The 25,302-nt window shown below is 69.6% G+C and carries 14 protein-coding genes; 3 read left to right on the top strand and 11 right to left on the bottom strand.

Features of this window, described 5'->3' with window-relative positions; all coding sequences use genetic code 11:
• Positions 1-52: 52 nt before the first annotated feature.
• The 4 genes from secA to OG747_RS31995 all read right to left on the bottom strand — a co-directional run bounded on the left by secA (position 53) and on the right by OG747_RS31995 (position 6,392).
• The gene (gene secA, locus OG747_RS32010) at positions 53-2,830 is read right to left on the bottom strand and encodes a preprotein translocase subunit SecA (protein WP_405882842.1); all 2,778 of its coding nucleotides are present in this window, start codon (positions 2,828-2,830) and stop codon (positions 53-55) included.
• Positions 2,831-2,846: 16 nt separating this feature from the next.
• Positions 2,847-3,242, bottom strand: a complete 396-nt coding sequence (locus OG747_RS32005) for a hypothetical protein (RefSeq protein ID WP_405882841.1) — start codon at positions 3,240-3,242, stop codon at positions 2,847-2,849.
• A gap of 232 nt (positions 3,243-3,474) precedes the next feature.
• On the bottom strand, positions 3,475-5,406 hold the full coding sequence (locus tag OG747_RS32000; protein WP_405882840.1) for an acyl-CoA dehydrogenase family protein: 1,932 nt from the start codon (positions 5,404-5,406) through the stop codon (positions 3,475-3,477).
• A 179-nt stretch (positions 5,407-5,585) separates the two neighbouring features.
• Positions 5,586-6,392 (bottom strand): GH12 family glycosyl hydrolase domain-containing protein, encoded by an 807-nt coding sequence (locus OG747_RS31995; RefSeq protein ID WP_405882839.1) that lies wholly within the window; start codon positions 6,390-6,392, stop codon positions 5,586-5,588.
• 412 nt (positions 6,393-6,804) lie between these two features.
• On the opposite strand from OG747_RS31995, the gene OG747_RS31990 reads away from it, so the two are divergent.
• Both OG747_RS31990 and OG747_RS31985 read left to right on the top strand, forming a co-directional pair.
• The gene (locus tag OG747_RS31990) at positions 6,805-7,818 is read left to right on the top strand and encodes a LacI family DNA-binding transcriptional regulator (protein WP_405882838.1); all 1,014 of its coding nucleotides are present in this window, start codon (positions 6,805-6,807) and stop codon (positions 7,816-7,818) included.
• A 401-nt stretch (positions 7,819-8,219) separates the two neighbouring features.
• Positions 8,220-10,301 (top strand): TIM-barrel domain-containing protein, encoded by a 2,082-nt coding sequence (locus OG747_RS31985; protein ID WP_405882837.1) that lies wholly within the window; start codon positions 8,220-8,222, stop codon positions 10,299-10,301.
• 96 nt (positions 10,302-10,397) lie between these two features.
• Here the strand turns inward: OG747_RS31985 and OG747_RS31980 are convergent, their stop codons facing one another.
• From OG747_RS31980 to OG747_RS31950, 7 genes are all read right to left on the bottom strand, one after another.
• Positions 10,398-11,120, bottom strand: coding sequence for a glycoside hydrolase family 12 protein (locus OG747_RS31980; protein WP_405882836.1), 723 nt, complete (start codon positions 11,118-11,120; stop codon positions 10,398-10,400).
• Between the two features lie 35 nt (positions 11,121-11,155).
• Positions 11,156-13,417 (bottom strand): glycosyl hydrolase family 95 catalytic domain-containing protein, encoded by a 2,262-nt coding sequence (locus OG747_RS31975; RefSeq protein ID WP_405882835.1) that lies wholly within the window; start codon positions 13,415-13,417, stop codon positions 11,156-11,158.
• Positions 13,414-15,429: a beta-galactosidase gene (locus tag OG747_RS31970; protein ID WP_405882834.1), complete on the bottom strand. Its 2,016-nt coding sequence runs from the start codon at positions 15,427-15,429 to the stop codon at positions 13,414-13,416. Before OG747_RS31970 ends, OG747_RS31975 begins: the two co-directional genes overlap by 4 nt.
• Positions 15,429-17,693 carry a 1,4-beta-glucanase gene (locus OG747_RS31965; RefSeq protein ID WP_405882833.1) on the bottom strand — a complete coding sequence of 755 codons (2,265 nt, stop codon included), beginning with the start codon at positions 17,691-17,693 and terminating at the stop codon, positions 15,429-15,431. The genes OG747_RS31970 and OG747_RS31965 overlap by 1 nt, the downstream gene beginning before the upstream one ends.
• 109 nt (positions 17,694-17,802) lie before the next feature.
• The gene (locus OG747_RS31960; RefSeq protein WP_405882832.1) at positions 17,803-18,738 is read right to left on the bottom strand and encodes a carbohydrate ABC transporter permease; all 936 of its coding nucleotides are present in this window, start codon (positions 18,736-18,738) and stop codon (positions 17,803-17,805) included.
• Positions 18,735-19,769 carry an ABC transporter permease gene (locus OG747_RS31955; RefSeq protein WP_405882831.1) on the bottom strand — a complete coding sequence of 345 codons (1,035 nt, stop codon included), beginning with the start codon at positions 19,767-19,769 and terminating at the stop codon, positions 18,735-18,737. Before OG747_RS31955 ends, OG747_RS31960 begins: the two co-directional genes overlap by 4 nt.
• 27 nt (positions 19,770-19,796) lie before the next feature.
• Complete coding sequence (locus OG747_RS31950) at positions 19,797-21,494, bottom strand: extracellular solute-binding protein (protein WP_405882830.1); 1,698 nt, start codon at positions 21,492-21,494, stop codon at positions 19,797-19,799.
• Positions 21,495-21,870: 376 nt separating this feature from the next.
• On the opposite strand from OG747_RS31950, the gene OG747_RS31945 reads away from it, so the two are divergent.
• Entirely contained in the window at positions 21,871-24,729 is a 2,859-nt protein-coding gene (locus tag OG747_RS31945; RefSeq protein ID WP_405882829.1) for a glycoside hydrolase family 3 C-terminal domain-containing protein, read from the top strand.
• Positions 24,730-25,302: the final 573 nt, after the last annotated feature.

Here is a 25,302-nt window from a genome sequence, read left to right as displayed (position 1 = left end):
TCCCGGCTGTCTCTTCTCCTGCCGGCCATCTCTTCTCCCGCCGGCTTCCTCTTCACCGCCTGCGGCGGCGCCGCGCCCTGGACCCGCTGGGGCGCGCGCCGCCGCGTGTCGACCCGGGCGTGGCGGGGGCTTCGCCGCCGGCCACGGCCTCTTCGGCGTCCACGGGGGTGAAGTCTCCCTCGACCACGCGCTCCGCCGTATCCATCGTCGGTGCCGTGAAGCGCAGATCCTCGACGCGGTCGCGGCGTTCGAGGGTCCCGGGCGCACCGCCCGAGGCGTCCAGGTTGAAGACGTAGCCGACGGACTCCTCCTTGATGGCGTCGGTCATCGCGCCGTACATGTCGAAGCCCTCGCGCTCGTACTCGACGATGGGTTCCCGGCCGAGGGTCCAGCGCAGGCCGATGCCGTCGCGGAGATAGTCCATCTCGTAGAGGTGCTCGCGCCATTTGCGGTCGAGGACGTTGAGGACGACCAGACGTTCGAGGTCGCGCAGGGCCTCGGCGCCGAGTTCGGTCTCGCGGTCCTCGTAGCGGTCATGGATGTCCTGGGTCACGGCCTCGATCAGGTCGTCCGCGGTGAGGTTCGCGCGGTCGCCGGCCACCTCCTCCAGGTCCGCGATGGTGACCCGTACCGGGTACAGCTGTTTGAAGGCGCCCCACAGGCGCTCCAGGTCCCATTCCTCGGGGAAGCCCTCGCCGGTCTCCTGTTCGATGTATGCCCGGACGGTGTCGTCCATGAAGTGCAGGAGCTGTTCGCGCAGATCCTCGCCCGCCAGTACGCGGCGGCGCTCGGCGTAAATAAGGGTGCGCTGCCGGTTGAGCACCTCGTCGAACTTCAGGACGTCCTTGCGGGACTCGAAGTGCTGCTGTTCGACCTGGGCCTGGGCGGAGGCGATGGCGCGGGTGACCATCTTGTTCTCGATCGGGATGTCGTCGGGGACGTTCGCCATGGACATCACACGGTCCACGACCTGGGCGCGGAACAGACGCATGAGGTCGTCTTCGAGGGAGAGGTAGAAGCGGGAGGCGCCGTTGTCGCCCTGGCGTCCGGAGCGGCCGCGCAGCTGGTTGTCGATACGGCGGGACTCGTGGCGTTCGGTGCCCAGCACGTAGAGCCCGCCGAGCTCCTTGACCTCCTCGTACGCCGCCCCGACGTCGGCCGTGACGCGCTCGCGCACCTCGCGGCAGGCGTCTGGGTGCTCGTCCTCGGTGAGTTCGCGCTGCTCCAACTCTGCGGCGATGACCGAGTCGGGATTGCCTCCGAGCATGATGTCGGTGCCGCGGCCCGCCATGTTGGTGGCGACGGTGACGGCGCCCTTGCGGCCCGCCTGGGCCACGATCTGGGCCTCGCGCTGGTGGTTCTTGGCGTTGAGCACCTCGTGCCGGATGCCGCGCTTCCTGAGCAGCGCGGACAGCAGCTCGGACTTCTCCACCGAGGTGGTGCCCACGAGGACCGGCTGCCCCTGGGCGTGCCGCTCGGCGATGTCCTCCACGATCGCGACGTACTTGGCGTCCACGGTGCGGTAGATCTGATCGGGGTCGTCGACGCGCCGCGGGGGCCGGTTGGTGGGGATCGGCACGACCTGGAGCTGGTAGATCTGGTGGAACTCGGCCGCCTCCGTCATCGCCGTACCGGTCATGCCGGCGAGCTTCTCGTAGAGGCGGAAGAAGTTCTGCAGGGTGATGGTGGCGAGGGTCTGGTTCTCGTCCTTGATCGTCACCCCTTCCTTCGCCTCGATCGCCTGGTGCAGCCCCTCGTTGTAGCGGCGGCCCGCGAGGATGCGGCCGGTGTGCTCGTCGACGATCAGCACCTCGCCGTCCACGACCACGTAGTCCTTGTCCTTCTTGAAGTGCTCCTTGGCCTTGAGGGCGTTGTTGAGGTGCCCGATGACGGAGGTGTGGTCGGACTCGTAGAGGCTCTCGATGCCGAGCTGGTCCTGGAGGTACTCGACCCCCCGGTCCAGGATCGCGACGGTGCGCTTCTTCGGGTCGTATTCGTAGTCGTACGTCGCCCGCAGCTGGGCCAGCTCCTCCTTCTCGGCCGGGCGGGTGAAGAGCTCCTCCTGGACGCGGACGCCCTTCATCCGTCGTACGAGCTTGGCGAACGCCTCGTACCACTGGGTGGGCTGGTCGGCGGGCCCGGAGATGATCAGCGGAGTGCGGGCCTCGTCGATGAGGATGGAGTCCGCCTCGTCGACGATCGCGAAGTGGTGGCCGCGCTGCACGAGTTCGTCCCTCGACCAGGCCATGTTGTCGCGCAGATAGTCGAAGCCGAACTCGGTGTTGGTGCCGTAGGTGATGTCGCAGGTGTACTGGGCGCGGCGCACGGCGGGGGTCGACTCGGACTTGATGACGCCGACGGTCAGGCCCAGGAAGCGGTAGGCGCGGCCCATCCACTCGGCGTCGCGCTCGGCGAGGTAGTCGTTGACCGTGACGAGGTGGACTCCCTTGCCGGTCAGGGCGTTCAGATAGACGGGGAGGGTGGCGACGAGGGTCTTGCCCTCCCCCGTCTGCATCTCCGCGACGTTGCCGAGGTGCAGCGCCGCGCCGCCCATCACCTGGACGTCGAAGTGGCGCATGCCCAGGGTGCGCCGGGCCGCCTCGCGCATCGCGGCGAAGGCCTCCGGCAGCAGGTCGTCCAGGCTCTCGCCGCCCTCGTACCGCTCCTTGAACTCCGGAGTGAGGGCTTGGAGTTCCTCGTCGGACAGCGCCTTGAACTCCTCGTCCAAGGAGTTGACCTGATCGACGACGCGCTGCAGCCGGCGCAGCACGCGTCCCTCACCGGCCCGCATGATCCTGCCGGTGATGAAATCCAGACCTTTGCCCGGCATAGGAATTCCCCCAGAGCTAAACGGCGTCCACGAGCAGCCGTATCCAGCGATTGGCCCGCTGGAGAATGTGGACGCCTTGCTGATTCGCTTTGATCACCTCGCGCAGGACGGGGTCGTCGACCACGTCGAGCGCGCTGCGGAAAAGCTGCTGAATGACGGGCCGCTCCCCCGGCCGTCCCGCGTCCAGCAGACCGTCGATGTCACGGAGGTCGATGCGCCGGATCCGTACGGCGTCGAAGGAGGCCACCGGCGGGCGCGGTTCCGTGTCGACCAGGGCGAGCGCGCAGTCGTTGAGGAGAACGGCGAGGGCGTCGCGGTGCGCCTCGAAGGTCTCCGGCGCGGTGTCGCGCAGCTTCTGCGCCAGCGGCTGCACTTCATTGCGGAGGGTCCGCAGGGCCCGTACGAGATCCATTTCATCGAGCTGACGCCACGCGTCCCCGCGGGCGCGTGTCAGCTGTGCGGAAAGACCATGGCTGTATTCTTCGCCGACTCCTTGGCGCATCTGCTGTCCCCGTTCGCCATTCCCTTCATTGTTGACGCACATCTTCGGTGCGGCAAGCTGCGGAAAGGCGAACGGGGACGGCAGTGAATTCCTGAGGAAAAGGTTGGCGAATGGGGTCGGCGAATGGGGCCGGTGAATGAGGTCAGCGAATGGGCCGGCGGACGTTTTCCTTCTCGCTCGGGCCGGGCGTCGCGTCGGCGATCCAGGGGCCTTCCCCGGACGGGTCGATGACGCCCTCCTCCAGCCACTCGTACGTGCCCGCGAGGACGCCCTTGACGACCTTGCGGTCGAGGTCGTCGGTGTTGGTCCACAGGCGGCCGAAGAGCTCGTCGACGCGGATGCGGGACTGGCGGCAGAAGGCGTCGGCGAGCTGGTAGGCCTCGCGGCCGTGGTCGCCGGTGGCCCGCAGGTGTTCGGCGCGGACACAGGCCGCGCTCATCGCGAAGAGCTCGGCGCCGATGTCGACGATCCGGCCCAGGAAGCCCTGCTTGGTCTCCATCCGGCCCTGCCAGCGGGACATGGCGTAGAAGGTGGAGCGGGCGAGCTTGCGGGCGTTGCGCTCGACGTGGCGCAGGTGCGGTGAGAGGTCGACGCCGTGGTGGAATGCGCCGTACGAGCGCGGGAGCTGACCCGGGCCCGCGACCAGCTTCGGGAGCCACTTGGCATAGAAGACACCGGCGTTCGCGCCCGCCTTCGCTTTGTCCGAGAGGGACTTGTCGGGGTCGATGAGGTCACCGGCGACCGACAGGTGGGCGTCGACGGCCTCGCGGGCGATCAGCAGGTGCATGATCTCCGTGGAGCCCTCGAAGATCCGGTTGATGCGCAGGTCGCGCAGGATCTGCTCGGCCGGCACCGCACGCTCCCCGCGCGCCGCGAGCGACTCGGCGGTCTCGAAGCCGCGGCCGCCGCGGATCTGGACCAGCTCGTCGGCCATCAGCCAGCCCATCTCGGAGCCGTACAGCTTGGCGAGGGCGGCCTCGATACGGATGTCGTTGCGGTCCTCGTCGGCCATCTGGGAGGACAGGTCGACGACGGCTTCGAGGGCGAAGGTGGTGGCCGCGATGAAGGAGATCTTCGCGCCGACGGCCTCGTGGAAGGCGACCGGCTTGCCCCACTGCTCGCGCGCCGCCGACCACTCGCGGGCGATCTTCAGACACCACTTGCCCGCGCCCACGCACATCGCGGGCAGGGAGAGGCGTCCGGTGTTGAGGGTGGTGAGGGCGATCTTGAGGCCCGCGCCCTCCGGGCCGATCCGGTTCACGGCCGGGACGCGGACCTGGTGGAAGCGGGTGACGCCGTTCTCCAGGCCGCGCAGGCCCATGAAGGCGTTGCGGTTCTCGACGGTGATGCCCTCGGAGCCGGCCTCCACCACGAACGCCGTGATGCCGCCCTTGTGGCCCTCGGACTTCGGGACGCGCGCCATGACGACGAGGAGGTCGGCGACGACCCCGTTGGTCGTCCAGAGCTTCACCCCGTCGAGGACGTAGTCGTCGCCGTCCGGGACGGCGGACGTGGCGAGCCGCGCCGGGTCGGAACCGACGTCCGGCTCGGTGAGGAGGAACGCCGAGATGTCGGTGCGGGCGCAGCGCGGCAGGAAGACGTCCTTCTGCTCCGGGGTGCCGAAGAGTTTCAGCGGCTGCGGTACGCCGATCGACTGATGCGCGGACAGCAGCGCGCCGATCGCCGGGTTCGCGGAGCCGACCAGGGCCAGCGCCTTGTTGTAGTACACCTGGGTGAGGCCGAGGCCGCCGTACTTGGTGTCGATCTTCATGCCGAGGGCGCCGAGGTCCTTGAGGCCGTCGATGACCCCGTCGGGGATCTGCGCCTCGCGCTCGATGCGGGCCGAGTCGATCTTCGTCTCGCAGAAGTCGCGCAGCTTGGCGAGGAACTCCTCGCCGCGCTGCGCGTCCTCCTCGGCGGGCTGGGGGTGCGGGTGGATCAGGTCGAGCCGGAAGCGGCCGAGGAACAGTTCCTTGGCGAAGCTGGGCTTGCGCCAGTCCTGCTCACGGGCCGCCTCCGCGACCTGACGTGCCTCACGTTCGGTGACGGTGGGCTGGTGGGGTGTTGCGGACATGAGGCTCACCTCGCCGCGCATAGGGATGCCGCGCATAGGGATCTTGGGGATCTTCGTTACCGATCGGTGCTACTCGATCGTATTTACCCGAATCCAGGCGACCCCACCAGTCCTCGCGCGCGTTCGCCTGAACGCGCGCCCCCTGGGTTCGAGCCGATGCCGGCCGATCTCGGCCGATCTCAGCCGATGTCGACCGAGTACGCCTTGGTGTCCAGCCGCCCCGACCCGTGGAAGACCTCGCTGCCCGACTCGACGCCGGAGAGGTACTTGTCGTTGCTCAGCAGCTTGCGGCGGACCAGGGCCTGGGTGAAGTCGTCGAGGTCGAGGGAGGCCTTGGTGGTGTTGGCGCGGCGCACGAAGGAGTAGACCTTCCAGCCGATGTCGCCCTGGTAGATGTCCCACATGGCCCCGTCGAGGCTGACGCTGCCGTACTTGGTGCCGAGGGGGCCCGCGCCACCCTGACGGTTGAGCCAGACCATGATTTCGTCGGTGGGCTGGTCCTGCCAGTCCGCGTTGCTCTTGGCGTGCAGCCACAGGTCGTACGCGACGTTCATGGTGCCGGGGTTGGAGCTGACGGAGAACTCCCAGCTGGTCTTGACCGGCTTGCGGTCGCCGACCCGGATGGGCAGCTCGGTGGATGCCCTGTCCACCTTCCAGCCCCAGTGCCAGCCGAGGACCGTACTGGCGTACGACTTGACGTTGTTCTCCTTGCCGGCCTTGCTGGTCCAGGTGTAGTTCGTGCCCCAGCCGATGGTGTCGCCGGAGCGCGAGGTGTCCCAGACGCACTGGGTGCCGGTGCCGTCGTCCTGTCCCCAGAGGTTGTTGTTGACGTAGTACTTGCCCATCGTGACGGTGTCGAAGGCACCGCACTTCTTGCTGGCCTCGCCCGCCTGGGCGACGGTGACGCCTGCGGCAGCCGCGAGCGCCACCGAGCCCGCGAGCAGGGTCTTCGCCTTCTTGGACAGACGCGGTCGGCGGTGTTGCATCGGAGGTCCTTCCGGGGGACGGTCTGTGTACGCCCTCTCAGTGGCCGCCGGGGGCCGCGAGGTTGCCGCCGCATCGAGAAAGTCGCCGGGAAAGGTTCCGGAGAGCCGCATGCCGAACCCCGGCGCGGGAAACGTTCCGGCGCACGACACTGGAAACGTCCGAAACCCAGCGGCGCACGACACCGCGAACGTGCCCTGGCGCGGCGCGGCGAACGCCCCGGAACCCGGCACCGCGAAGGTGCCGAAGCACGGCACGACAACGGCTCCCGACCCCCACCGCAAGAAACTTGTCGAAGCGCTTCGACAACCTATGGACACCCACCACCCATCGAGCTACTGTCGTGCCACCCTCACTCGCCCTTATCCGCAACGCGCACTGTCGAAGCGCTTCACACAATGCTTGGAGAGCTGGATGGTCACCCTCGCCGAGGTCGCCCAGCACGCCGGAGTCTCGGCGAGCACGGTGAGCTATGTCCTCAGCGGCAAGCGGTCCATCTCCGCGGGCACCCGGCAGCGGGTCGAGCGGAGCATCCAGGAGCTCGGCTACCACCCCAACGCGGGCGCCCGGGCCCTGGCGAGCAGCCGGTCCAACATCATCGCGCTGATGATTCCGCTCCGCACCGACATGTACGTACCCGTGATGATGGAGATCGCCATCGCGGTGGCGACCCACGCCCGCACCCATGGGTACGACGTGCTCCTGCTCACCGGCGAGGAGGGTCCCGACGCCGTGCGCCGCGTCACCGGCAGCGGGCTCGCCGACGCGATGATCCTGATGGACGTCGAGCTCGACGACGAGCGGCTGCCGCTGCTGCGCCAGACCGACCAGCCGTCCGTGCTGATCGGCCTGCCCGCCGACACCTCCGGCCTGACCTGCGTCGATCTCGACTTCGGCGCGACAGGCGCGCTGTGCGCCGAGCATCTGGCCCTGCTCGGGCACCGTGACATCGCTGTCATCGGGGAGGCCCCCGCGGTCTACGAGCGGCACACCGGTTTCGCCGAGCGCACCCTTGACGGACTCCGGTCCCGTTCCCGCGAGTTGGGCCTGCGCGTGCTGCACCGCCCCTGCGAGGGCGGCTTCGACGCGATGTCCCTGACGCTGGCCCGGGTCTTCGACGAGCGCCCGGGCACCACGGGCTTCGTCGTGCAGAACGAGTCGGCGGTCGAGCCGCTGCTCGCGCTGCTGCGCCGGCAGGGCCGGGCCGTCCCCGAGGACGTCTCGGTGATCGCGATCTGCCCGGACCAGGTCGCGACGCAGGCCTCCGTGCGGCTGACGTCGGTGGCGATCCCGGCGCAGGAAATGGGCCGGCACGCCGTGGAGCATCTGATCGCCAAGCTGGAGGGGCACGGCAAGGACGAAGTCGTGCTCATCGCGCCCGAGTTGACGGTACGGGCGAGCACGGGCCCGGCGCCGACCGCCGCCTGACTCCAGCACCTCGGTTTCCGTACCCCGGGCCTTCCCTCGACGTCGCCCCCCTGCCGGGGCACCTCCATGTCTGCACTCCTTCAGGAGCACCCCACGTGAATCAGCGTCTCTGGAACTCTTGAGGATCCTGGGTTATCGCGTGGCCCCGAGGAGTGGAAGCGGTAACGAGCGCGGACGAGTCCGGGCCGATCCTTGGATAGAGCCCGTGAGCGGCGTCACTGGCGGTGACGCGGTGCCGGCGTCTGGACTGTGCCCGGCTCTTTCGGGTCGGGCACACCCCGGGATCGCTGCCCCGCCGGACGCTGAACCGATCACCGCAGGTGAAACACGATGCCAGTGGCGGGACCGCGCGCATTTCAAGCACGCGGCGTGTATGTCAGGTAGAACGAGAGGCAGTCCATATGGTTACGCCCGAGCCAGAATCAGCTTTCCGCGACTTCACCAAGCCAATCGCCGCACCGTTGGAGACCCTCGCACAGTCCTCCCCGACCGTCGGCACGTTCCGTGAGCGGGACGGTGCGCTGGAGTGGAGCGGCCGCCAGGAGACCGTCCGGATCGAGCCCTGGGGCCCGGACGCGGTCCGTGTCCGGGCGCGCCTGGGCGGTCCGGTCCTCGAAGGCCTCCCCGGCGCGCTCCTCGACGAGCCGCAGGTGACCGAGAGCACGGTCAAGATCCAGGACGCCGAAGGCCGGTTGACGGTCGGCGGCCTGACCGTCGAGGTCAGCGCCGAGGGCCAGCTCCGTTTCCTGCGCACGGCCGACGACACCGAACTCCTCTCCGAGGAGCGCGCCCACTTCTGGTGGCCCGGCCCACGCCTCTACACCCCCACGGGCAACGGCCACCACCGCCTGGAGCAGCGCTTCGCCGCGTACGAGGGCGAGAAGCTGTACGGCCTCGGGCAGCACCAGCACGGGCTGTTCGACCAGAAGGGCGTGGTCCTCGACCTGGTGCAGCGCAACGCCGAGGTGAGCGTCCCGGTGCTCACCTCCAGCCGCGGCTACACCTTCCTGTGGAACTCCCCCGCGATCGGCCGCGTCGAGCTCGCGGGCAACGGCACCCGCTGGGTCGCCGACTCGACCCGTCAGCTCGACTACTGGATCACCGCGGGCACCCCGGCCGACGCCCAGCGCCGCTACAGCGCCGCCACCGGCCGTACGCCGATGCTGCCCGAGTGGGCGGCCGGATTCTGGCAGTGCAAGCTGCGCTACCGCACCCAGGACGAACTCCTCGAAGTGGCAAGGGAGTACAAGCGCCGGGGCCTGCCTCTGTCCGCCATCGTCTGCGACTTCTTCCACTGGACCCATCTGGGCGAGTGGAAGTTCGACCCCGCCGAGTGGCCGGACCCGGCGGCGATGCAGCGCGAGCTCGCCGAACTCGGCGTCAAACTGGTCGTGTCCGTCTGGCCGTCGGTCTCGCCGCTCTCCGAGAACCACCAGCTCATGGAACAGCGGGGCTACTTCATCGGCACCCAGTACGGCCCGATGGCGCACGCCGACTGGCCCGACAAGGAGGTCGCCTCCGCCGTCCAGGTCGCCTTCTACGACGCGACGAACCCCGAGGCCCGCGACTTCCTGTGGTCGCGGGTGAAGGACAACTACCTCGACCCGTACGGCATCACGGGCTTCTGGCTGGACGCCTGCGAGCCGGAGCTGAAGCCGGGCTTCCAGGAGAACCTGCGCTACCACGCCGGCCCGGGCCTGGAGGTCGGCAACCTCTACCCCCGTGAGAACGCCCGCACCTTCTACGAGGGCATGCTCGCCGCCGGTCAGACCGAGGTCGTCACCCTCAACCGCTCGGCGTGGGCGGGCAGTCAGCGCTACGGCGCCGCCCTGTGGTCCGGTGACATCGGCACCGACTTCGCGACCCTGCGCCGCCAGATCGCCGCGGGCCTCAACACCGCGCTCTCGGGCATCCCCTGGTGGAACACCGACATCGGCGGCTTCCACGGAGGCGACCCGGACGACCCGGCGTACCGCGAGGTCATGGTCCGCTGGTTCCAGTTCGGCGCGCTGTCCCCGCTGATGCGTCTGCACGGCTTCCGCGACCCGGGCATGCCGCTCGGCCCGGAGATGACCGGCGGCCCGAACGAGGTCTGGTCGTACGGCGAGGAGGCCGGCGCGATCCTGGAGAAGTACCTGCGGCTGCGCGAGCGTCTGAAGCCGTACGTGCTGGACGTCATGCGGGCGGCCCACGAGGAGGGGCTGCCGGTGATGCGCCCCCTGTTCCTCGAATTCCCCGAGGACCAGGCGGCCTGGTCGGTCGACGACGCGTACCTGTTCGGCCCGGACCTGCTGGTCGCGCCGGTGCTCACGGCGGGCGCGACGGCCCGTACGGCGTACCTCCCGGCGGGCGCCCGGTGGACCGACGCGTGGACCGGTGAGACGTACGAGGGCGGCACGGCCGTCACCGTCGACGCCCCGCTGGACCGCATCCCCCTGTTCCTGCGGGACGGGGCGCGGCTGCCGGTGGCGGAGGCGGATTAGCCGCGCGCGGTACGGCTCCGCGGCCCTCTCCGCAGGGTGGCCCGGCCTCAGCGCGACGCGGGGACCGGGCCACTGGCAGACCCCAGACGGGGTTCGTCAACTACTGCTGACCGAGAGGCTGTTGGTCGCGAAGTCCAGGCCGCCGGACGAGGACGTGATCTCGAAGCCGAACTGGAGGTCGCCGATGGTCACGTTGCCGAACCAGCCCTTGGTGTCCTTGATCCACTTGAGGATCGGCAGGACGTCTACGGTGCCGGAGCTGGAGTTCGAGGTGCGCACGAAGGAGAAGACGTCGTTGGATCCGTTGTTGCCCTTGTAGACGGTCCAGGTGTGGCCGCCGAGGGTGAGGGTGCCCTGCGAGGTGCCGAGCGGACCGACGGCTCCGGTCTTGTTCACCCAGAGCATGACCTCGTACTTGTAGCCGGTGTCCCAGATGTCGTACGACGTGTTGTACGCGCCGGACGACGGGACCGTGACGTTGTAGCCGCTGGTGAGCGAGCCGAGCGAGGTGATCGACTTGTTGATCACCTTCTTGGCGTTCGGGTACGACTTGATTCCGCCGGTGTTGGGGTGGTTGGCCCACACTCCCCAGTTGGTGCCGGAGTTCGCCCAGATGCACTGGCTGCCCGCGCCGGAGCCCCAGATGTTGTTGTAGAGCGTGTACCCGCCCAGGCTGGTGTTCCCGTACTGCTCGCAGGAGTTCCAGACGGCTGCCTGGGCGGGGGCGGAGGCGAGGCCTACGGTGGCGCCGAGCGCGAGCGCGGGGGCCAGCAGGGCCTTGGTGATCCTGCTCAGCCTGTCGAGTGTGCGGTGTGCCATGGTGTCCCTTCCATGGGTGGGGGGAAACTGCGGTGCTACTGCGGCCCCAGGGTGAGGACGCAGTCTTCTCCGGCGCTCAGGGAGAGCGGTCGCGCGCCGGCGGAAGTCCTGAGATCGATCCGCACCGTGCGGGTGGGGCGGATGGTGGCCGTGCGCCGCCCGGGGCTCCAGGCCAGGTCGACCTCGGCGCCGAACCGGGTTCGGATGCCGTGCAGTCGCCCCGTCCCGTACGCCGTGGGGAGCGCGGGGAAGAGGACCAGCCGCCCGGGCGTGGACTGGAGAAGCATCTCGATCAGCACGGCGGGGAGGGTGTGGGCGGCGTCCGCGTTGTAGACATGGCGGTTCGGGTAGTGGCCGCTCATCAGGGAGACGTGGAAGAAGTCCCCGGCCAGGACGTTGTCGAGGGCTCCCGCGACCCGCTCCGCGTCCCGCAGCCGGGCCGCCACCAGGGCGTGGTGGAGGTGGCCGTGCGCGGAGTCGTTCTCGGCGCCCCGCAGTTCGAGGGCGCGATGGGCCGCCGAGGCGAGCTCCGGCGTGTCGTACGGGTTGATCTCGTCGAGCGGCCAGACGCCGTAGAGGTGGCTGAGGTGCCGGTGGTCGTAGATGTCGTCGAGGCCGGGCCAGGCCCACTCGGCGAGCGCCCCGTCGGCGTTGACGCGGTGCGGCGGCAGCCGGTCGGCGAGCGCGCGCCAGCGCTCGGCGTCGGGTCCGGGGTGGTAGTCGGCGGCCGTGAGGAGTGCGTGCCGGGCCGCGGAGAGGTCCATGGCGGCGTTGAGGGTGATCCAGCTCGCGCTGGCGGGCCGGTTCTCCGGCGAGTACGACGGCACGATCGCGACGTGGCCCTTCTCGTCGGTCCGGGTGAGGAAGTCCTCGTAGAAGTACGCGACTTCGCGGAGCGCGGCGGCCAGGCGCGGGTCGCGCGCGCCGCGCGTCTCGTCTTCGTCCACGAGGGGCTTCAGGAGCCAGTCGGCGCCCGCGGTCCACACATGCAGGGGGTACTCGCGGCTGAGGTGGTAGATGTGCCCGGACTCGCCGTCGGTGTGCGCGGGGGCGACGACACCCCGGGTGCCGAAGATCGCCCGGGCGTTGTCGCGCCAGTGCGGCAACTGGCCGTGGATCAGGGCCGCGTGGGCCTCGGACACCTCCGGGAGCGCCGCCGCGGCGGCCGACGCCGTCTGCAGATTGACATTGGCGTCGGTGGTGAAGGCCCCCGACCAGGCGGTGTCCCAGTCGCCGGTCCACAGCCCGGTCAGGCGTGGCGGCAGCATTCCGGCGGCGGACAGCAGGTGGTGACGACCGGCCGCGAAGAGCCGTTCGAGCAGAGCCGGGCTCTTCGGGCGGCGGACCAACTCCGATCCGGGAAGCGCCCGTTCGGCCGGGTCGGCGCCCAGCTCCAGGCCTGCCCGCAGGTACGCGGGGCGGTGCAGGGCGGTGTGGCGGGCGAGGAGACGGTCGTACGCGTCCTCGCCGCGACCGGAGCCGGACTGCGGCAGCAGGGCGCGCAGCTCACGGGCCTCGGCGACTACGTCCAGCTCCGCCGTGTGCCGCCGTACCCGCGTGAGCAGCAACACCGAACGCGCGCCCTCGACCCGTACCCCTGACGGCGCGGTGGTCGTCCGGCCCCCGGTGACCACGGCGAGCGTCACCCCCGTGTACGCCCGCTCGGCGCACGGATAACGGGCCCGCAGGGTGAGGAGGGCACCGTCGGGCGTGAGGACGGAACTGTGCCCCACCGCCAAGTCGGCGGGCGCGCCCGGCAATCGGTGGTCGAGCGTCACGTCGCCGGTGAGCTCGTCCTCGGTCACGTACTGGACGATGACGTCGTCCGCGCGCGACACGAACACCTCGCTGCGCCGCCCCGCACACTCGGCGCGGACGACACCGGTGGTGAAGTCGACCTCGCGCCGGTACGCGCGCGACTCCCGCGCCTCCCGGCGCAGCCGCGTCTGGAAGGCCGGGTGGAAGGGCTGCACCCACAGCAGCGGACGCCCGTCGGTGAAGTCCTCCCCCGCTGTGACGTCACCGGCCAGCAACCGGTCCTGGACGCTTTTCAGCCGGTCGGCCAGTTCGGGCGGCCGGGCGTCCGCGCTGCCGTTCGGGCGGACCAGGGTGTGATGGTTGACGATGACCCGGTCGTCGTTCGGATCGCCGAACACCATGACGCCGTGCCGGCCGTTCCCGCTCAGGAAGGCGTCCTCCCAGCGGGCGGCGGGGGCGGGTTCCCAGGTGCCGTGGACGGGCTCGTTCACGAAGCCATGGACAGGTGCGTTCATGAAGCCGTGGACAGACGCGTTCATGGCGCCGCCTCCAGTACGGCCACTCCGTAGCGGCCCAGCTCCACCGCATCCGTGACGTCCTCGCCGGTCAGCAGGTCGCGGTGACGGCCGGGCACCGGCACGGTCACCGTGTCCCGCCCGTGGTGGAGCAGGAACAGCAGCTCGCCCCGGCGTACGGCCTCCACGTCCGCCGGGAGGTGGTCGAGCGGCGGCCGTACGCCCGCGTCCTCGGCGATCCCGGCGAGCAGCGGCCACAGCGCCTCGGGCTCGGGAAGGGTGGACAGGTACCAGGCGCGGCCCTTGCGCAGGACGGCCGGAAGACCGTCCAGCTCACCACCCTTGTACGGGATGAGGGCGTAGGCGTCGTCCGCGGCCTCGATCTCCTCGGACCACAGCGTGCCGCGGAAGCCCTCGACGTCGACCTTCTCGTCGGCGTCGAGCGGCCACCACTCGTGCAGGGTGCGGATGCCGAAGAGCTCTCGCAGCCGCTCGTCCATACCGCCGGGCCGCACCCGGTCGTCCTGGTCGGCGACGCCGGTCAGAAAACCGGAGACGAGGGTGCCACCGCCTCGTACGTACGCGACGAGGTTGTCGATCGCCGCGTCCGTCAGCAGATACAGCTGCGGGACGACGACCAGTCTGTACGCGGACAGGTCGTGCTCGGGGTGGGCGAAGGAGGTGGTGGTGTTCGCCTCCCACAGGGCGCGGTGCCAGGCGCGTACGACGGTCTGGTAGTCGACCTCTGCGGACAGCCGTCCGTCCTGCTGACTCGCCCACCAGGCGTTCCAGTCGAGCAGTACGGCGACGTCGGCGCCGACGACATGGGTGTCCGTCACCTTCTCGCTCAGCAGGGCGAGTTCGGCACCGATCCGCTTGACCTCCTGGAAGCTTCGGCCGCGCTCCCCCGCGTGGCCGACCATCCCGGAGTGGAATTTCTCGGCCCCCTGCCGGGACTGCCGCCACTGGAAATAGCAGACGGCGTCGGCGCCGCGGGCCACGGCCTGGAGGGACCAGAGGCGGTTGAGGCCGGGGGGCTTCGGGTGGTTCACGCCACGCCAGTTCACGGGCCCCGCCGCCTGCTCCATGACCATCCAGGGCCCGCCGCGGGCCTGAGAACGGGTCATGTCGTGGATGAGTGCACCGTTCTGACCGCCGAGCGGGTCGCGCGGGTCCGGATAGATGTCGACGGAGACGACGTCCTCCTGCTCGGCCCACGCCCAGGCGTCCTGCCCCTGCCAGAACGGCATGAAATTGCTGGTCACGGGGGTGCGAGGAGTGTGCCGGGCGACGATGTCGCGTTCGGCGAGGTAGCACTCCATGAGGGCGTCGGAGGTGAAGCGCTTGAAGTCGAGAACCTGGGTGGGGTTGTTCATGTAGTGGGCGTGGCGCGGCGGGAGGATGCCTTCCCAGGCGTCGTAGCCCTGGCTCCAGAAGGCCGTGCCCCAGGCGGTGTTGAGTGCGTCGAGCGTGCCGTACCTGCCCTGCAGCCAGCGGCGGAAGGCGGCGGCCGCCACGTCGCCCCAGTCGTAGGTGCAGTACTCGTTGTTGATGTGCCACATCGTGAGGGCGGGATGGCCGCCGTAGCGGGCGGCGAGGTCCTCGGTGATGGCGGCGGCGTAGCGCCGGTAGACGGCGCTGGAGTGGGCGAAGTGCTGACGGCCGCCCCACCACTCGATGTGTCCGTCCGCGTCACGGGGCAGGGTCTCGGGGTGGAGGCGCCCCATCCAGGGTGGGGGCGAGGAGGTGGGGGTGGCGAGGACGACCCCGATGCCGTTCTCGTGCAGCAGGTCCATGAGCCGGTCGAGCCAGACGAACTCCCTTGCTCCCGGGGTGGGTTCGAGCTTGGCCCAGGAGAAGACGCCGACGGTGACGGAGTTGACGCCGGCCTCCTTCATGAGGCGCACGTCGTCCTGCCAGACCTCCTCCGGCCACTGCTCGGGGTTGTAGTCGCCGCCGAAGAGGATGCGGCCACGGGTGGCACCGCTCAGGCTCGGTCCCCGGCGGGTGGGCGTCGGTTTCTTGTGTGTCGGCATCAGACCGGCTCCCCGCACTGGATGCCGCGCCCGTTCGTACCGAGGTACACGCGGCCGTACACGCGCGGGTCTCCCGTGATGACCTCGCCGATCCAGCCCCACTGGTGGGCGTCGTCGTTGATCCGCACCCAGGTCTTGGCCGCGTCGTCGGAGCGGTAGACGGCGGTGATGGTCTCCGTGGAGCCGACCTGGTAGAGGGCGGGGTAGTCGGCGCCGTCGGCCGCCTTGCCGAAGCCGAGGGTGTACGAGGCCCAGCAGCTGGTGATCTTGGCGAAGGTGGCCCCGCCGTCGGTGGACCGGTACAGCCCGTTCCACTTCACGGAGAGCCACAGGTCACCGGAGCGCCCCGGCGCCGCGACCAGCTTGAACTGGCTGTCGCCGGACGGCAGTCCACCGGCACGGGCAGTGAAGGAACGGCCACTGTCAGTGCTGGCGTATAGCGTTCCTGTGTCGGTGTCGTACGCGTAGAAGAGCGTCGGGTCGGCCGGGTCGGCGACCGGCGTGGCGCCCTTCGGGAAGGAGGAGACCTCGGACCAGGTCGCGCCGTTGTCCGCCGAGCGGTGGGCTGCGTACTTCGTGCCGTCCCAGTGCACGAAGGACCACAGCAGCGTACCGCCGTCGGCACTGGTGGCGATCGGCCCCGGTGCGTTCTTGGCGATGTCGGGCTGGGCCGTGAAGGGCGCCCAGGTCCGCCCGCCGTCGTGGGAGTACGCGCCGTTGCCGTTCTCGCCCCAGCCCGCCCGGACGACGTACGACGGCTTGGCCGCGGCCTGCGCGAGTCCCGTCGCCGACCCGAACACGGGGTTCGTCGCCATGCCGCGCGACGGAGACGCCGTGAGCCGCTCGTGGTACATCACGCCGATGTCCCCGAGTCCGCTGATCAGATGCGCCTCCCCGACCGGGGGCGAGATCAGCCGGCGCACGGCCGTCTCCTCCAGACCACGGATCTGCGGCGCCCAGCGCCTGAGGTCACGGGTGCCGTAGAGGGTCGCGCCGGTCCCGTACACGACGTGCTTCGAGTCGTACGGGTCGAGGGCGAGCGCCTGGATCCACCAGCCGAACTTCGGCTTGTCATTGCCCCAGTTCAGGAAAGGAGTCTCGGACACGTCGAACACAGCCACGTCCTTGAGGGACGCCCAGGTACGGCCACCGTCGGTGGACCGGAACACGGTGTCGCCGTCGGCCCAGCGGTTGTTGGTGGACACGACGACGGTGCCCGCGCGGCAGGCGTCGGTCGCCACGCCCCCATAGGCGAAGGTGTCCGCAGAACCTCCCCCACTGCCAAACGTGTGGGCGGTGCCCCCACCCGTCGTCCCGCCCGGCTTCACCGGGGAGACGTCGGTCCATTCACCGGTGGCGGTGCGCAGCTTGTGCAGACTGCCGTCGGACTGGCCGTTGGGGCCGGGCGCGTCGCCGTACGTCACGTAGAGCTCGCGGGTGAGCTTGTCGTACGCGGCGCGGAGCGGGACCTTGGCGGAGGTGCCGGACGGCTGCCCGGGGACTGCCTCCCAGGTCGTGCCGTCGGCCGTGCGGTACAGGTTCGCCGTGTCCGCGGTGCCGTCGCCGTCGCCCCAGCCGGCGTAGACGGTGCGCCCGGCCGCGACGAGGAACGTGATGCCCTGCCCGGAGGAGCCCGCCTTGGCCGGGAAGGCACTCACGCCTGCCCAAGCGGCACCCCGGTCGGTGGACTTCAGCAACCCGTCGTGTCTGGTCCCCAGCCACAGGGTGTCGCTGTCGCGCGGGTCGACGAGGAGCCGTTCCCCGGCCCCTCGCCCGTCCTCGTTGGCACCGAGCTTCACGTGCAGGTCGCTGCGGGTCCAGGTGGCGCCGCGGTCCTCGGAGCGCAGGACCGCGCCGTTGCCGGCCCACGACTGGGCGTAGGTACCGAGGGCGAGGTAGAGCCGGTCCGGGTGCGCGGGGTCGACGGCCAGCGCCTCGACACCGAGCAGGTTCCAGTCGTCCCAGCCGAGGTGGTCGGTGAGCGGGGTCCAGCGGGCGGCGCGTTCGTCCCAGCGGTAGGCGCCGCCGATGTCGGTCCTGGCGTAGGCGAGACCTCGTACGGAGGGGTGGAACAGCACCCCGGTGACGAATCCGGTACCGCCGATGACGGCGTTGCGCCAGCGGTAGGCGGGCACGGTCGAGTCGGCCGCCGCCGTGGCCTCCGCCGCCTGCGCGCGCCCTTGGAGCGACGGAAGGGGGGTGAACGCGGCAGCGGCCGCGGTCCCGGCGAGAACAGCACGTCGACTCAAGCTGGGCGCGCGCATGACATACCTCGTTCTGTGCGGCTCGGGGAAGGGGGGTTGGGGCCGTCGCGGCCGACCGCCGGACAGGAGCAGGTCGGCCGCGACGGAGTCAGCGGCGTAGCAGGAGCACCTAGCCCTTCACCGCACCGGTCAGCATGCCCTTCTTGAAATGGCGCTGGACGAAGGGCGAGAGGACGGCGACCGGGAGGAGGGCCATGACCATGACGGCCATCTGCACGGCCAGGCCGGACAGTTGGCCGGTCTTGATGGCCTGGCCGAGGCCCACCGGGGCCTCCTGCTTCTGCACGAGCTGGATCATGACGTTCTGCAGCGGCATCATGTCCTGGTCGTTGAGGTAGAGCGAGGCGTTGAACCAGGCGCTCCAGTACCCGACGGCGTAGAAGAGGGTGATCACCGCGAGGACCGCACGGGAGAGCGGCATGACGATCTGCCACAGAATGCGGAAGTCACCGGCGCCGTCGATGCGGGCGCTGTCGATGAGTTCCTGCGAGATGCCCATGAAGAAGCCGCGCAGCACCAAGATGTTGAAGACGCTGATCGCGCTCGGGAGGATCAGCGCGAGATAGCTGTCGGTCAGTCCCAGCGACTGCACCAGCAGATAGGTCGGGATGAGACCGGCGCTGAAGAACATGGTCGCCAGCAGCGCCATCAGGATCCAGCGGTGGCCGAGCGAGCCGATGCGGGAGAGGCCGTAGGCGCACAGGACGGACACAGCCATGGAGAACAGCGTGCCGACGAGGGTGACCAGGATGCTGATGACCGAGGCGCGGGTGACCTGGCCGCCGCTGAGAAGTTCTTTGTAGGCGACGAAGGTGATGCCCTTGGGCACCATCACCAGGCCGCCGGCCTCGTCGATGGTCTTCCGTGAGGAGAGGCTGGTGACGATGACGATCCACAGCGGGAAGAAGATCCCCAGGCAGGCGAGGGTCAGCACGAGTCCCTTGCCCGCGAGGCCGGCCTTGCTGGGCTCCTCCTCCCACGTCGGCCGGGGCGGCGCGGCCAGGCGGCCGGGGCGGCGCACGGGTTTGTCGATGACGGCGGTCACTTCTTGTACACCCCCTGCTCGCCCATGAGATGGGCCACCTTGTTCGCGGCGAGGACCAGCCCGAGGCTGACCACACCCTTGATCAGTCCGGCGGCCGCCGCGTAGCCGAAGTCCTGGTTGCGGACGCCGTTCCACCAGACGAAGGTGTCGAGGACCTCCGCCGCTCCTGGTCCGACGGCGTCGCGCTGGAGCAGGATCTGTTCGAAGCCGACGGTGAGGGCGTCACCGACGCGGAGCACCAGCAGCAGGGCGATCACTGGGCGCAGCGCGGGCAGCGTGATGTGCCACATGCGGCGCCAGCGACCCGCGCCGTCCATCGCGGCGGCCTCGTACAGGTCCGGGCTGACCGAGGACAGCGCGGCGAGGAAGATGATGATCCCCCAGCCGGCGTCCTTCCACACGCTCTGCGCGGTGATCAGGAACTTGAAGGTGTGGGGGTCGGTCATGATGTCGAGACCGTCGTACCCGTGCTGCCGCAGCAGCTGCGAGAGGATTCCGGCGCCGCCGAAGAGCTGCTGGAAGACGGCGATGACCAGCACCCAGGAGAAGAAGTGCGGCAGGTAGAGGATCGCCTGCGAGAGCGCCCGGACCCTCGGCCTGACCACGCTGTTGATGAGCAGCGCGAGCACGATCGGGATCGGGAAGTACAGGACGAGCTGGAGGAAGAACAGCACGAGGGTGTTCTGCAAGGCACCCCAGAACGCCGAGTCCTCGAAGACCCGTTGGAAGTTCTCGATGCCCACCCAGGGGCTGTGCAGCATGGAGACGATGCCGTTGTCGCTGATGTACGGGTCGTAGTCCTGGAAGGCGACGATGTTGCCGAGGACCGGCACATAGTTGAAGAGCAGGACCAGCAGGACCGCCGGCAGCGTCATCAGGAGCAGGACGCGGTCGCGTCTGAACCTGAGCCGCAGGCTCACCTTCCCGGAGGGGCGTTTCTCCCGGGAGCCGGTGGCGCCGCCGGACGCCACCGGGGTCTTCCCTGTCGTGTCGGCCTCGGTGCTGCTCCGAGGCACCGTGCTGTGGGACACGGCCGTTCTCCTTGCCTCGGTGCCCGGTCAGCTCGCCGCCGGGCCGTTCTCGTCGAGCAGCTTCTTGTACCAGTCGCGCAGTTTGTCGCCGCCCTTGCTCTTCCAGTCGGAGACGGCCTGCTGCATGTCGCTGATCTTCTTACGGCCGCGGACGATGTCGTCCTCCAGCTGCTCGAAGTCGTTGGAGAGGTTGGTGTAGCGGGTGGGCTCGGTGATCTGCATGCCGTAGAAGGAGGACTTCTTGGTGAAGGCGCCCATCCGCTGCTGCCACTCGACCTGCGCCTTGGCGACCTCGGGGAAGTCGGGGTGGGCGATGGTCGCGGTGGGGCTCGCGACCATGACGTAGGCGTTGATGACCTCGTTGTTTCCCTGGTCGGTCTTGGCGGGAACGCCGTTCTTGACGGTGTAGTGGGTGCCCTCGACGCCGTAGTTGGTGAGCATGTACTCCTTGGTGCCGTACGGCGCGGCGGTGACGTTGGCGACGGCCAGCACGTCACGGATCACGGACTCGGAGGCCTTCTTGCTGACGAAGGCGAAGATGCCGGCCGGCTGTTCGGCCCAGAGGGCCGGGGCACCGCCGTCGTGGCCGAAGATGTCCATGCCCCAGATCTTGTAGTCCGGGTTCTGGGTGGCCTGTTCGGCGGTGCGGCTCCACCACTGCGTGATGTTCTGGGCGTAGATGAGGAACTCGCCGGCCGCGAACTTGGGGCCCGGGTCGGTGGCCGCGCTCTTGCCCAGCTTGGCGTCCGGGTGGACGTATCCGGCGGCGAAGAGCTTGCGGGTCCACTCCAGCGCTTCGAGGTACTCCTGGGTCTCGATGCGGTTGATCAGCTTGCCGTCGACGAGGTTCCAGCCGAGCGGCTTCTCACTGCCCGAGAGCACACCGAAGGACTGGAAGGCGGTCCACTTCATGTCGAGGCAGGCCCACCGCTTGGCCTTGGCGTTGGTGATCTCCTTGCACAGCGCCGTGAACTCGTCGGCCGAGGTGGGGACTTCGTACCCCTCCTTGTCGAAGATGTCCTTGCGGTACAGGGGCACGATGCCGGTGACGTACGGGGACGGCTGCGGCAGGCCGCGCAGCTTGCCGCCGAAGATGGAGCGCTGCCAGGCGTCCGTCGGGATCGCCGCGAGGTTCGGGTACTCCTTGATCGCGTCCCCGGAGAGGTAGGGGCCGAGGTCCGCGAACTTGCCGATGATGGCGCTGGGTATCTTGCCGCCCATGTTCCAGCCGGGGATGACCACGACGTCCGGGATGTCGCTGGAGGCCAGGACCGCGCCGAGCTTCTGGTCGTAGGTGTTGCCGTCCTGGTTCTGCCACTGGACGTCGACACCGATCAGGTCGTTCATCGCCTTGTAGTAGGCATTGTCTCCCTTCGGCGGGGAACCCCAGAACGGCGACATGATGCTGACCTTGCCGCCCTTGCCGAGCTTCTTCGGCACCGAGGTCTTCAGGGCGGCGATGTCGAGCTTGCTGGTGAAGCCGACCGCTGAGCCGTTCTTGGCGGCGATGTCAGGGGTCACCACGTTGGTCGCGACGTAGGCCGGCAGCAGCTTCTTGGCGCTCTTGCCAGCCGAAGTGCCCCCGCCCGAGCCGCTGTCCGAGCCGCCGCAGGCGGCGAGCAGCGGCATCCCTCCCGCGACCGCCGCGGCGGCGACCGCCGTGGAGGCGAGGAAGCTTCTCCGGCTGGGAGCGGAGGTGGCGGAGGTGGCGGCGTTCGGCGTCATTGCGTCAACCCTTCATGGCGCACAGCAGGACACCCGGCGGTGGAGCCGTCGGCTGCGGTGTCTTGAGTGGAACTGGCTGAGCTGAAGCGGTCCTCGGAGGACTGTGTGGAGGAGTGCGTGTCCCCGAGGGGGCCGCTCCACTAGTCGAAGCGCTTCGATGTTGCTGCGAGGTTAAGTGAACACCTGGGGGTGCACAAGAGTCGATTCCAAGATTCCTCGGAGGTGTGGAGGACTGGACCAGCCTCGTCGGGCGCTTGAAATGCCAATGAGGAAACAGAGTTGTTGCGTCGAGGTGTCTTGACACCCACCCCTCGGGCGATCGAGCATCGAAGCGCTTCGAAAGCACCCTGTCGCTCCACCGCAAAGGGATCACCACGTGACCGCACAAACGCCGCCTACGCCGCCTTTTCGCGATCCGCAGCTGCCGTTCGCGAAGCGCATCGACGATCTGCTGGCGCGGCTCACGCTCGACGAGCGCATCGCGTTCCTGCACCAGTTCGCGCCCGCGGTGGAGCGACTCGGGGTGGCCGCGTTCCGCACCGGCCAGGAGGCGCTGCACGGTGTGGCCTGGATGGGCCCGGCGACGGTCTTCCCCCAGGCCGTCGGCCTCGGCGCGACCTGGAACGACGAACTCGTACGCCGCGTCGGCGAGGCGGTCTCGGCCGAGCTCCGCGCGATGCGCGCCCGCGACGACCGGGTGGGCCTCAACGTCTGGTCCCCCACGGTCAATCTGCTGCGCCACCCGCTGTGGGGTCGCAACGAGGAGGGCTACTCGGAGGACCCGAAGCTCACCTCCGCGATCGCCACGGCGTACACCCGGGGCCTGCGCGGAGATCACCCCGACTACTGGCGCACGGCGCCCGTCCTCAAGCACTGGCTCGCCCACAACAACGAGACGAACAGGGACACCACCTCCTCCTCGGTCCGCCCGCGCGTCCTGCACGAGTACGACCTGCGGGCCTTCCGCGAGACCGTCGAGGCGGGCGCTGTGGCGGGCGTGATGCCGGCGTACAACCTGGTCAACGGCCGCCCCAACCACGTCTCCCCGTACCTCCGCGAGCACCTGCGCACCTGGACCGACCAGGAACTCCTGGTCTGCTCGGACGCGGGCGCCCCGTCCAATCTGGTCGACTCCGAGCACTACTTCGACACCCACGAGGAGGCGACCGCCGCCGCGGTCCTCGCCGGGGTCGACAGCTTCACGGACCACGGCACGGACGGTTCGAAGATCGTGGACCGGGTCCGAGGGGCCTTGAAAAAGGGCCTGTTGAGCGAGGCCGACATCGACGCGGCGGTCCGCCGCCAGCTCGCGATCCGCTTCCGGCTCGGCGAGTTCGACCCGCACGCGGACCCTCATGCCGGCGCCTCGGACTTCGACACCCCGGCCCACCGCGCGCTCGCCCGGGAGGCGGCCGAGCAGGCGATCGTCCTCCTCAAGAACGACGGCCTGCTGCCACTGCGCCCGGGTGTGCGCGTCGCCGTCGTGGGCCTCCTCGCCGACGAGTGCAAGCTCGACTGGTACAGCGGCACGCTCATCCACCGCTCCACACCCCTGGAGGGCCTGTACGAGCGCTTCGGCGCCGAGCACGTCGACTTCGCCGAGGGCGTGGACCGCGTACGCCTGAGGACCTCGTCCGGTACGTATCTGGCGGTGCCCCTCGCAGGGGACGCGGCCGACGAGGTGCGCGGCGCCGAGGGCGCGTTGGACCCGGCCCTGCTCGCGGGCCGTACGGACCTCCCGGCCCTCACCACCGACGCCACCGGCACCGACCTCGCGCTGATCGACTGGGGCGAGGGGCTGCTGACCCTGCGGGCCCCCGACGGCCGCTATCTCTCGGTCGCCGAGGACGGCTACCTGCGCGCGTCCGCCGACCAGCCGGGCGGCTGGGTCGTCCAGGAGACGTTCCGTCTCGAACCGGCGCGATCCCGCTCCGGATCCCATGGGAGCGGCCACCTCCTGAGGCACGTCGGGACGGGTGGGCACATCTCTGTCGCCGCCGACGGCGTGAAGGTTGCCGACGAGACCCCGGAGATTTTCGAGCTGGAGTTCACCGAGCGCGGCGAGGACGCCGTGGCCCGGGCGGCGGAGGCGGCCGATGTCGTCGTGGTCGTGGCGGGCAACGACCCGCACATCAACGGCCGCGAGACGGAGGACCGCACCACCCTCCAGCTCCCCGCCCACCAGGAGCGCCTGCTCCGCGCCGCCCGCGCCGCGAACCCGCACACCGCCCTCGCCCTGGTCTCGGCGTACCCCTACGCCGTGGACCCCACCGACCTCCCGGCCGTCCTGTGGACCGCGCACGGCGGCCAGGCGGCGGGCACCGCCCTGGCCCGCGTCCTGGCCGGCGACGTCTCCCCCGCGGGCCGCCTCCCGCAGACCTGGTACGCCTCCGACGCGGACCTGCCCGACCTGCTCGACTACGACGTCATCGGCGGCCGCCAGACGTACCTGTACTTCGAGGGCACGCCCCTGTTCCCGTTCGGCCACGGCCTCGCGTACACGACGTTCACCTACGAGGATCTGGAGATCATCGAGACGCAGGCCGCGCTGAAGGTCTCCTTCACGGTCACCAACACGGGCGAGGTGCCCGCGGACGAGGTGGCCCAGCTCTACGCGCGCGCCGTGCACCCGTCGGTGCCACGCCCCCGCCGCGAGCTGCTGGCACACCGCCGCTTCCACCTCGCCCCCGGCGCCTCGGAGCGGCTGACCTTCGAACTCCCCCTCTCTGCCCTGGAGTTCTGGGACGTGGCACACGGCCGCCCCCGCCTGGAGCCGGGCGCGTACGAACTCCTCGTCGGCGCGTCGAGCGAGGACATCCGTCTGCGCACCACGCTCGACCTCGCCGGCGAGCCCGCCGCGCCCCGCCCGGTACGCGAACTGGGCCTGAACGCAGCCGACTTCGACGATCAGCGGGACACCGAGATCGTCGACCGTACGAAGGTGTCGGGCGACGCGGTGACGCCGACGGCGGCCGCCGGAACGGGTGAACTCGTCTACCGCGCCTGCGACTTCGGCAACGGCGTCACGGAGATCAGCGTCGAGGCGGCGGGCGAGGGCGTCGTCGAAGTGTCCCTGGACGGGGGCCCGTCACTCACGGCCGTCACCGTGAGCGGGACCGGCGATCCCTACGACTACACCACCACGGCGGCCGGTTTCACAGCGACCGATGTGCACGACGTACGCCTCAGGCTGCGCGGCCCACTGCGGCTCGCGCGGGTCGGCTTCTCCGGCTGAGGGTCCGGACAGGCCGACCACCAGGGGCCCGGCACCGGAAGGCATCGGTGCCGGGCCCCTTCGGGAGATTATCTGAAAATGATTGTCGTTAGTCAGAGAGTGGCGCAGAGGAAACAGATCCGGACACGACAGCGGCCGGAACCCCCGCGCAGTGGGCCCCTTGCGGCGTCCTGACCTGCAGTTCTCCTCCGACCTGCGCGAACACCCACCGCTTCGGCCCGCATCGACCCGTTCCGGCCCACATCAAGCCGTTTCAGCTGGGCCCACCCGCGACTCCGGTGCACTGCTTGCGGAGCGAAGACCAGAGCCGCTCCCACCGCCCACATCCCCACGCGGGCGGCGAGCCTGCTCCAACGCGATCATGGCTGGTTGGGGACGTTCATTCTGATCACGCCCCCATCGCCCCCGAAGCGGAACCGGTGAATCTGCAACGATCTTCCTGCCTCCGTCGGGACGGTTGCGCACCGCCCATATGAACTAGTTCGCCAGGACGAGGGCGAGCGTCCCGTTTCTGGCCGACCGGACGAACGAGTCACCTTAAGTCTGGACCTTTCAGGCACGGTTGAGTAAAGC

The organism is Streptomyces sp. NBC_01384, assembly GCF_045040035.1.
Taxonomy (GTDB): Bacteria; Actinomycetota; Actinomycetes; order Streptomycetales; family Streptomycetaceae; genus Streptomyces.
This window is presented reverse-complemented; position numbering and strand designations above follow the sequence as displayed.

Coding starts and splice junctions, on each gene's coding strand:
- secA (WP_405882842.1), bottom strand. CDS start 2,830: ATGCCGGGCAAAGGTCTGGATTTCATCACCGGCAGGATCATGCGGGCC.
- OG747_RS32005 (WP_405882841.1), bottom strand. CDS start 3,242: ATGGATCTCGTACGGGCCCTGCGGACCCTCCGCAATGAAGTGCAGCCG.
- OG747_RS32000 (WP_405882840.1), bottom strand. CDS start 5,406: ATGTCCGCAACACCCCACCAGCCCACCGTCACCGAACGTGAGGCACGT.
- OG747_RS31995 (WP_405882839.1), bottom strand. CDS start 6,392: ATGCAACACCGCCGACCGCGTCTGTCCAAGAAGGCGAAGACCCTGCTC.
- OG747_RS31990 (WP_405882838.1), top strand. CDS start 6,805: ATGGTCACCCTCGCCGAGGTCGCCCAGCACGCCGGAGTCTCGGCGAGC.
- OG747_RS31985 (WP_405882837.1), top strand. CDS start 8,220: ATGGTTACGCCCGAGCCAGAATCAGCTTTCCGCGACTTCACCAAGCCA.
- OG747_RS31980 (WP_405882836.1), bottom strand. CDS start 11,120: ATGGCACACCGCACACTCGACAGGCTGAGCAGGATCACCAAGGCCCTG.
- OG747_RS31975 (WP_405882835.1), bottom strand. CDS start 13,417: ATGAACGCGTCTGTCCACGGCTTCATGAACGCACCTGTCCATGGCTTC.
- OG747_RS31970 (WP_405882834.1), bottom strand. CDS start 15,429: ATGCCGACACACAAGAAACCGACGCCCACCCGCCGGGGACCGAGCCTG.
- OG747_RS31965 (WP_405882833.1), bottom strand. CDS start 17,693: ATGCGCGCGCCCAGCTTGAGTCGACGTGCTGTTCTCGCCGGGACCGCG.
- OG747_RS31950 (WP_405882830.1), bottom strand. CDS start 21,494: ATGACGCCGAACGCCGCCACCTCCGCCACCTCCGCTCCCAGCCGGAGA.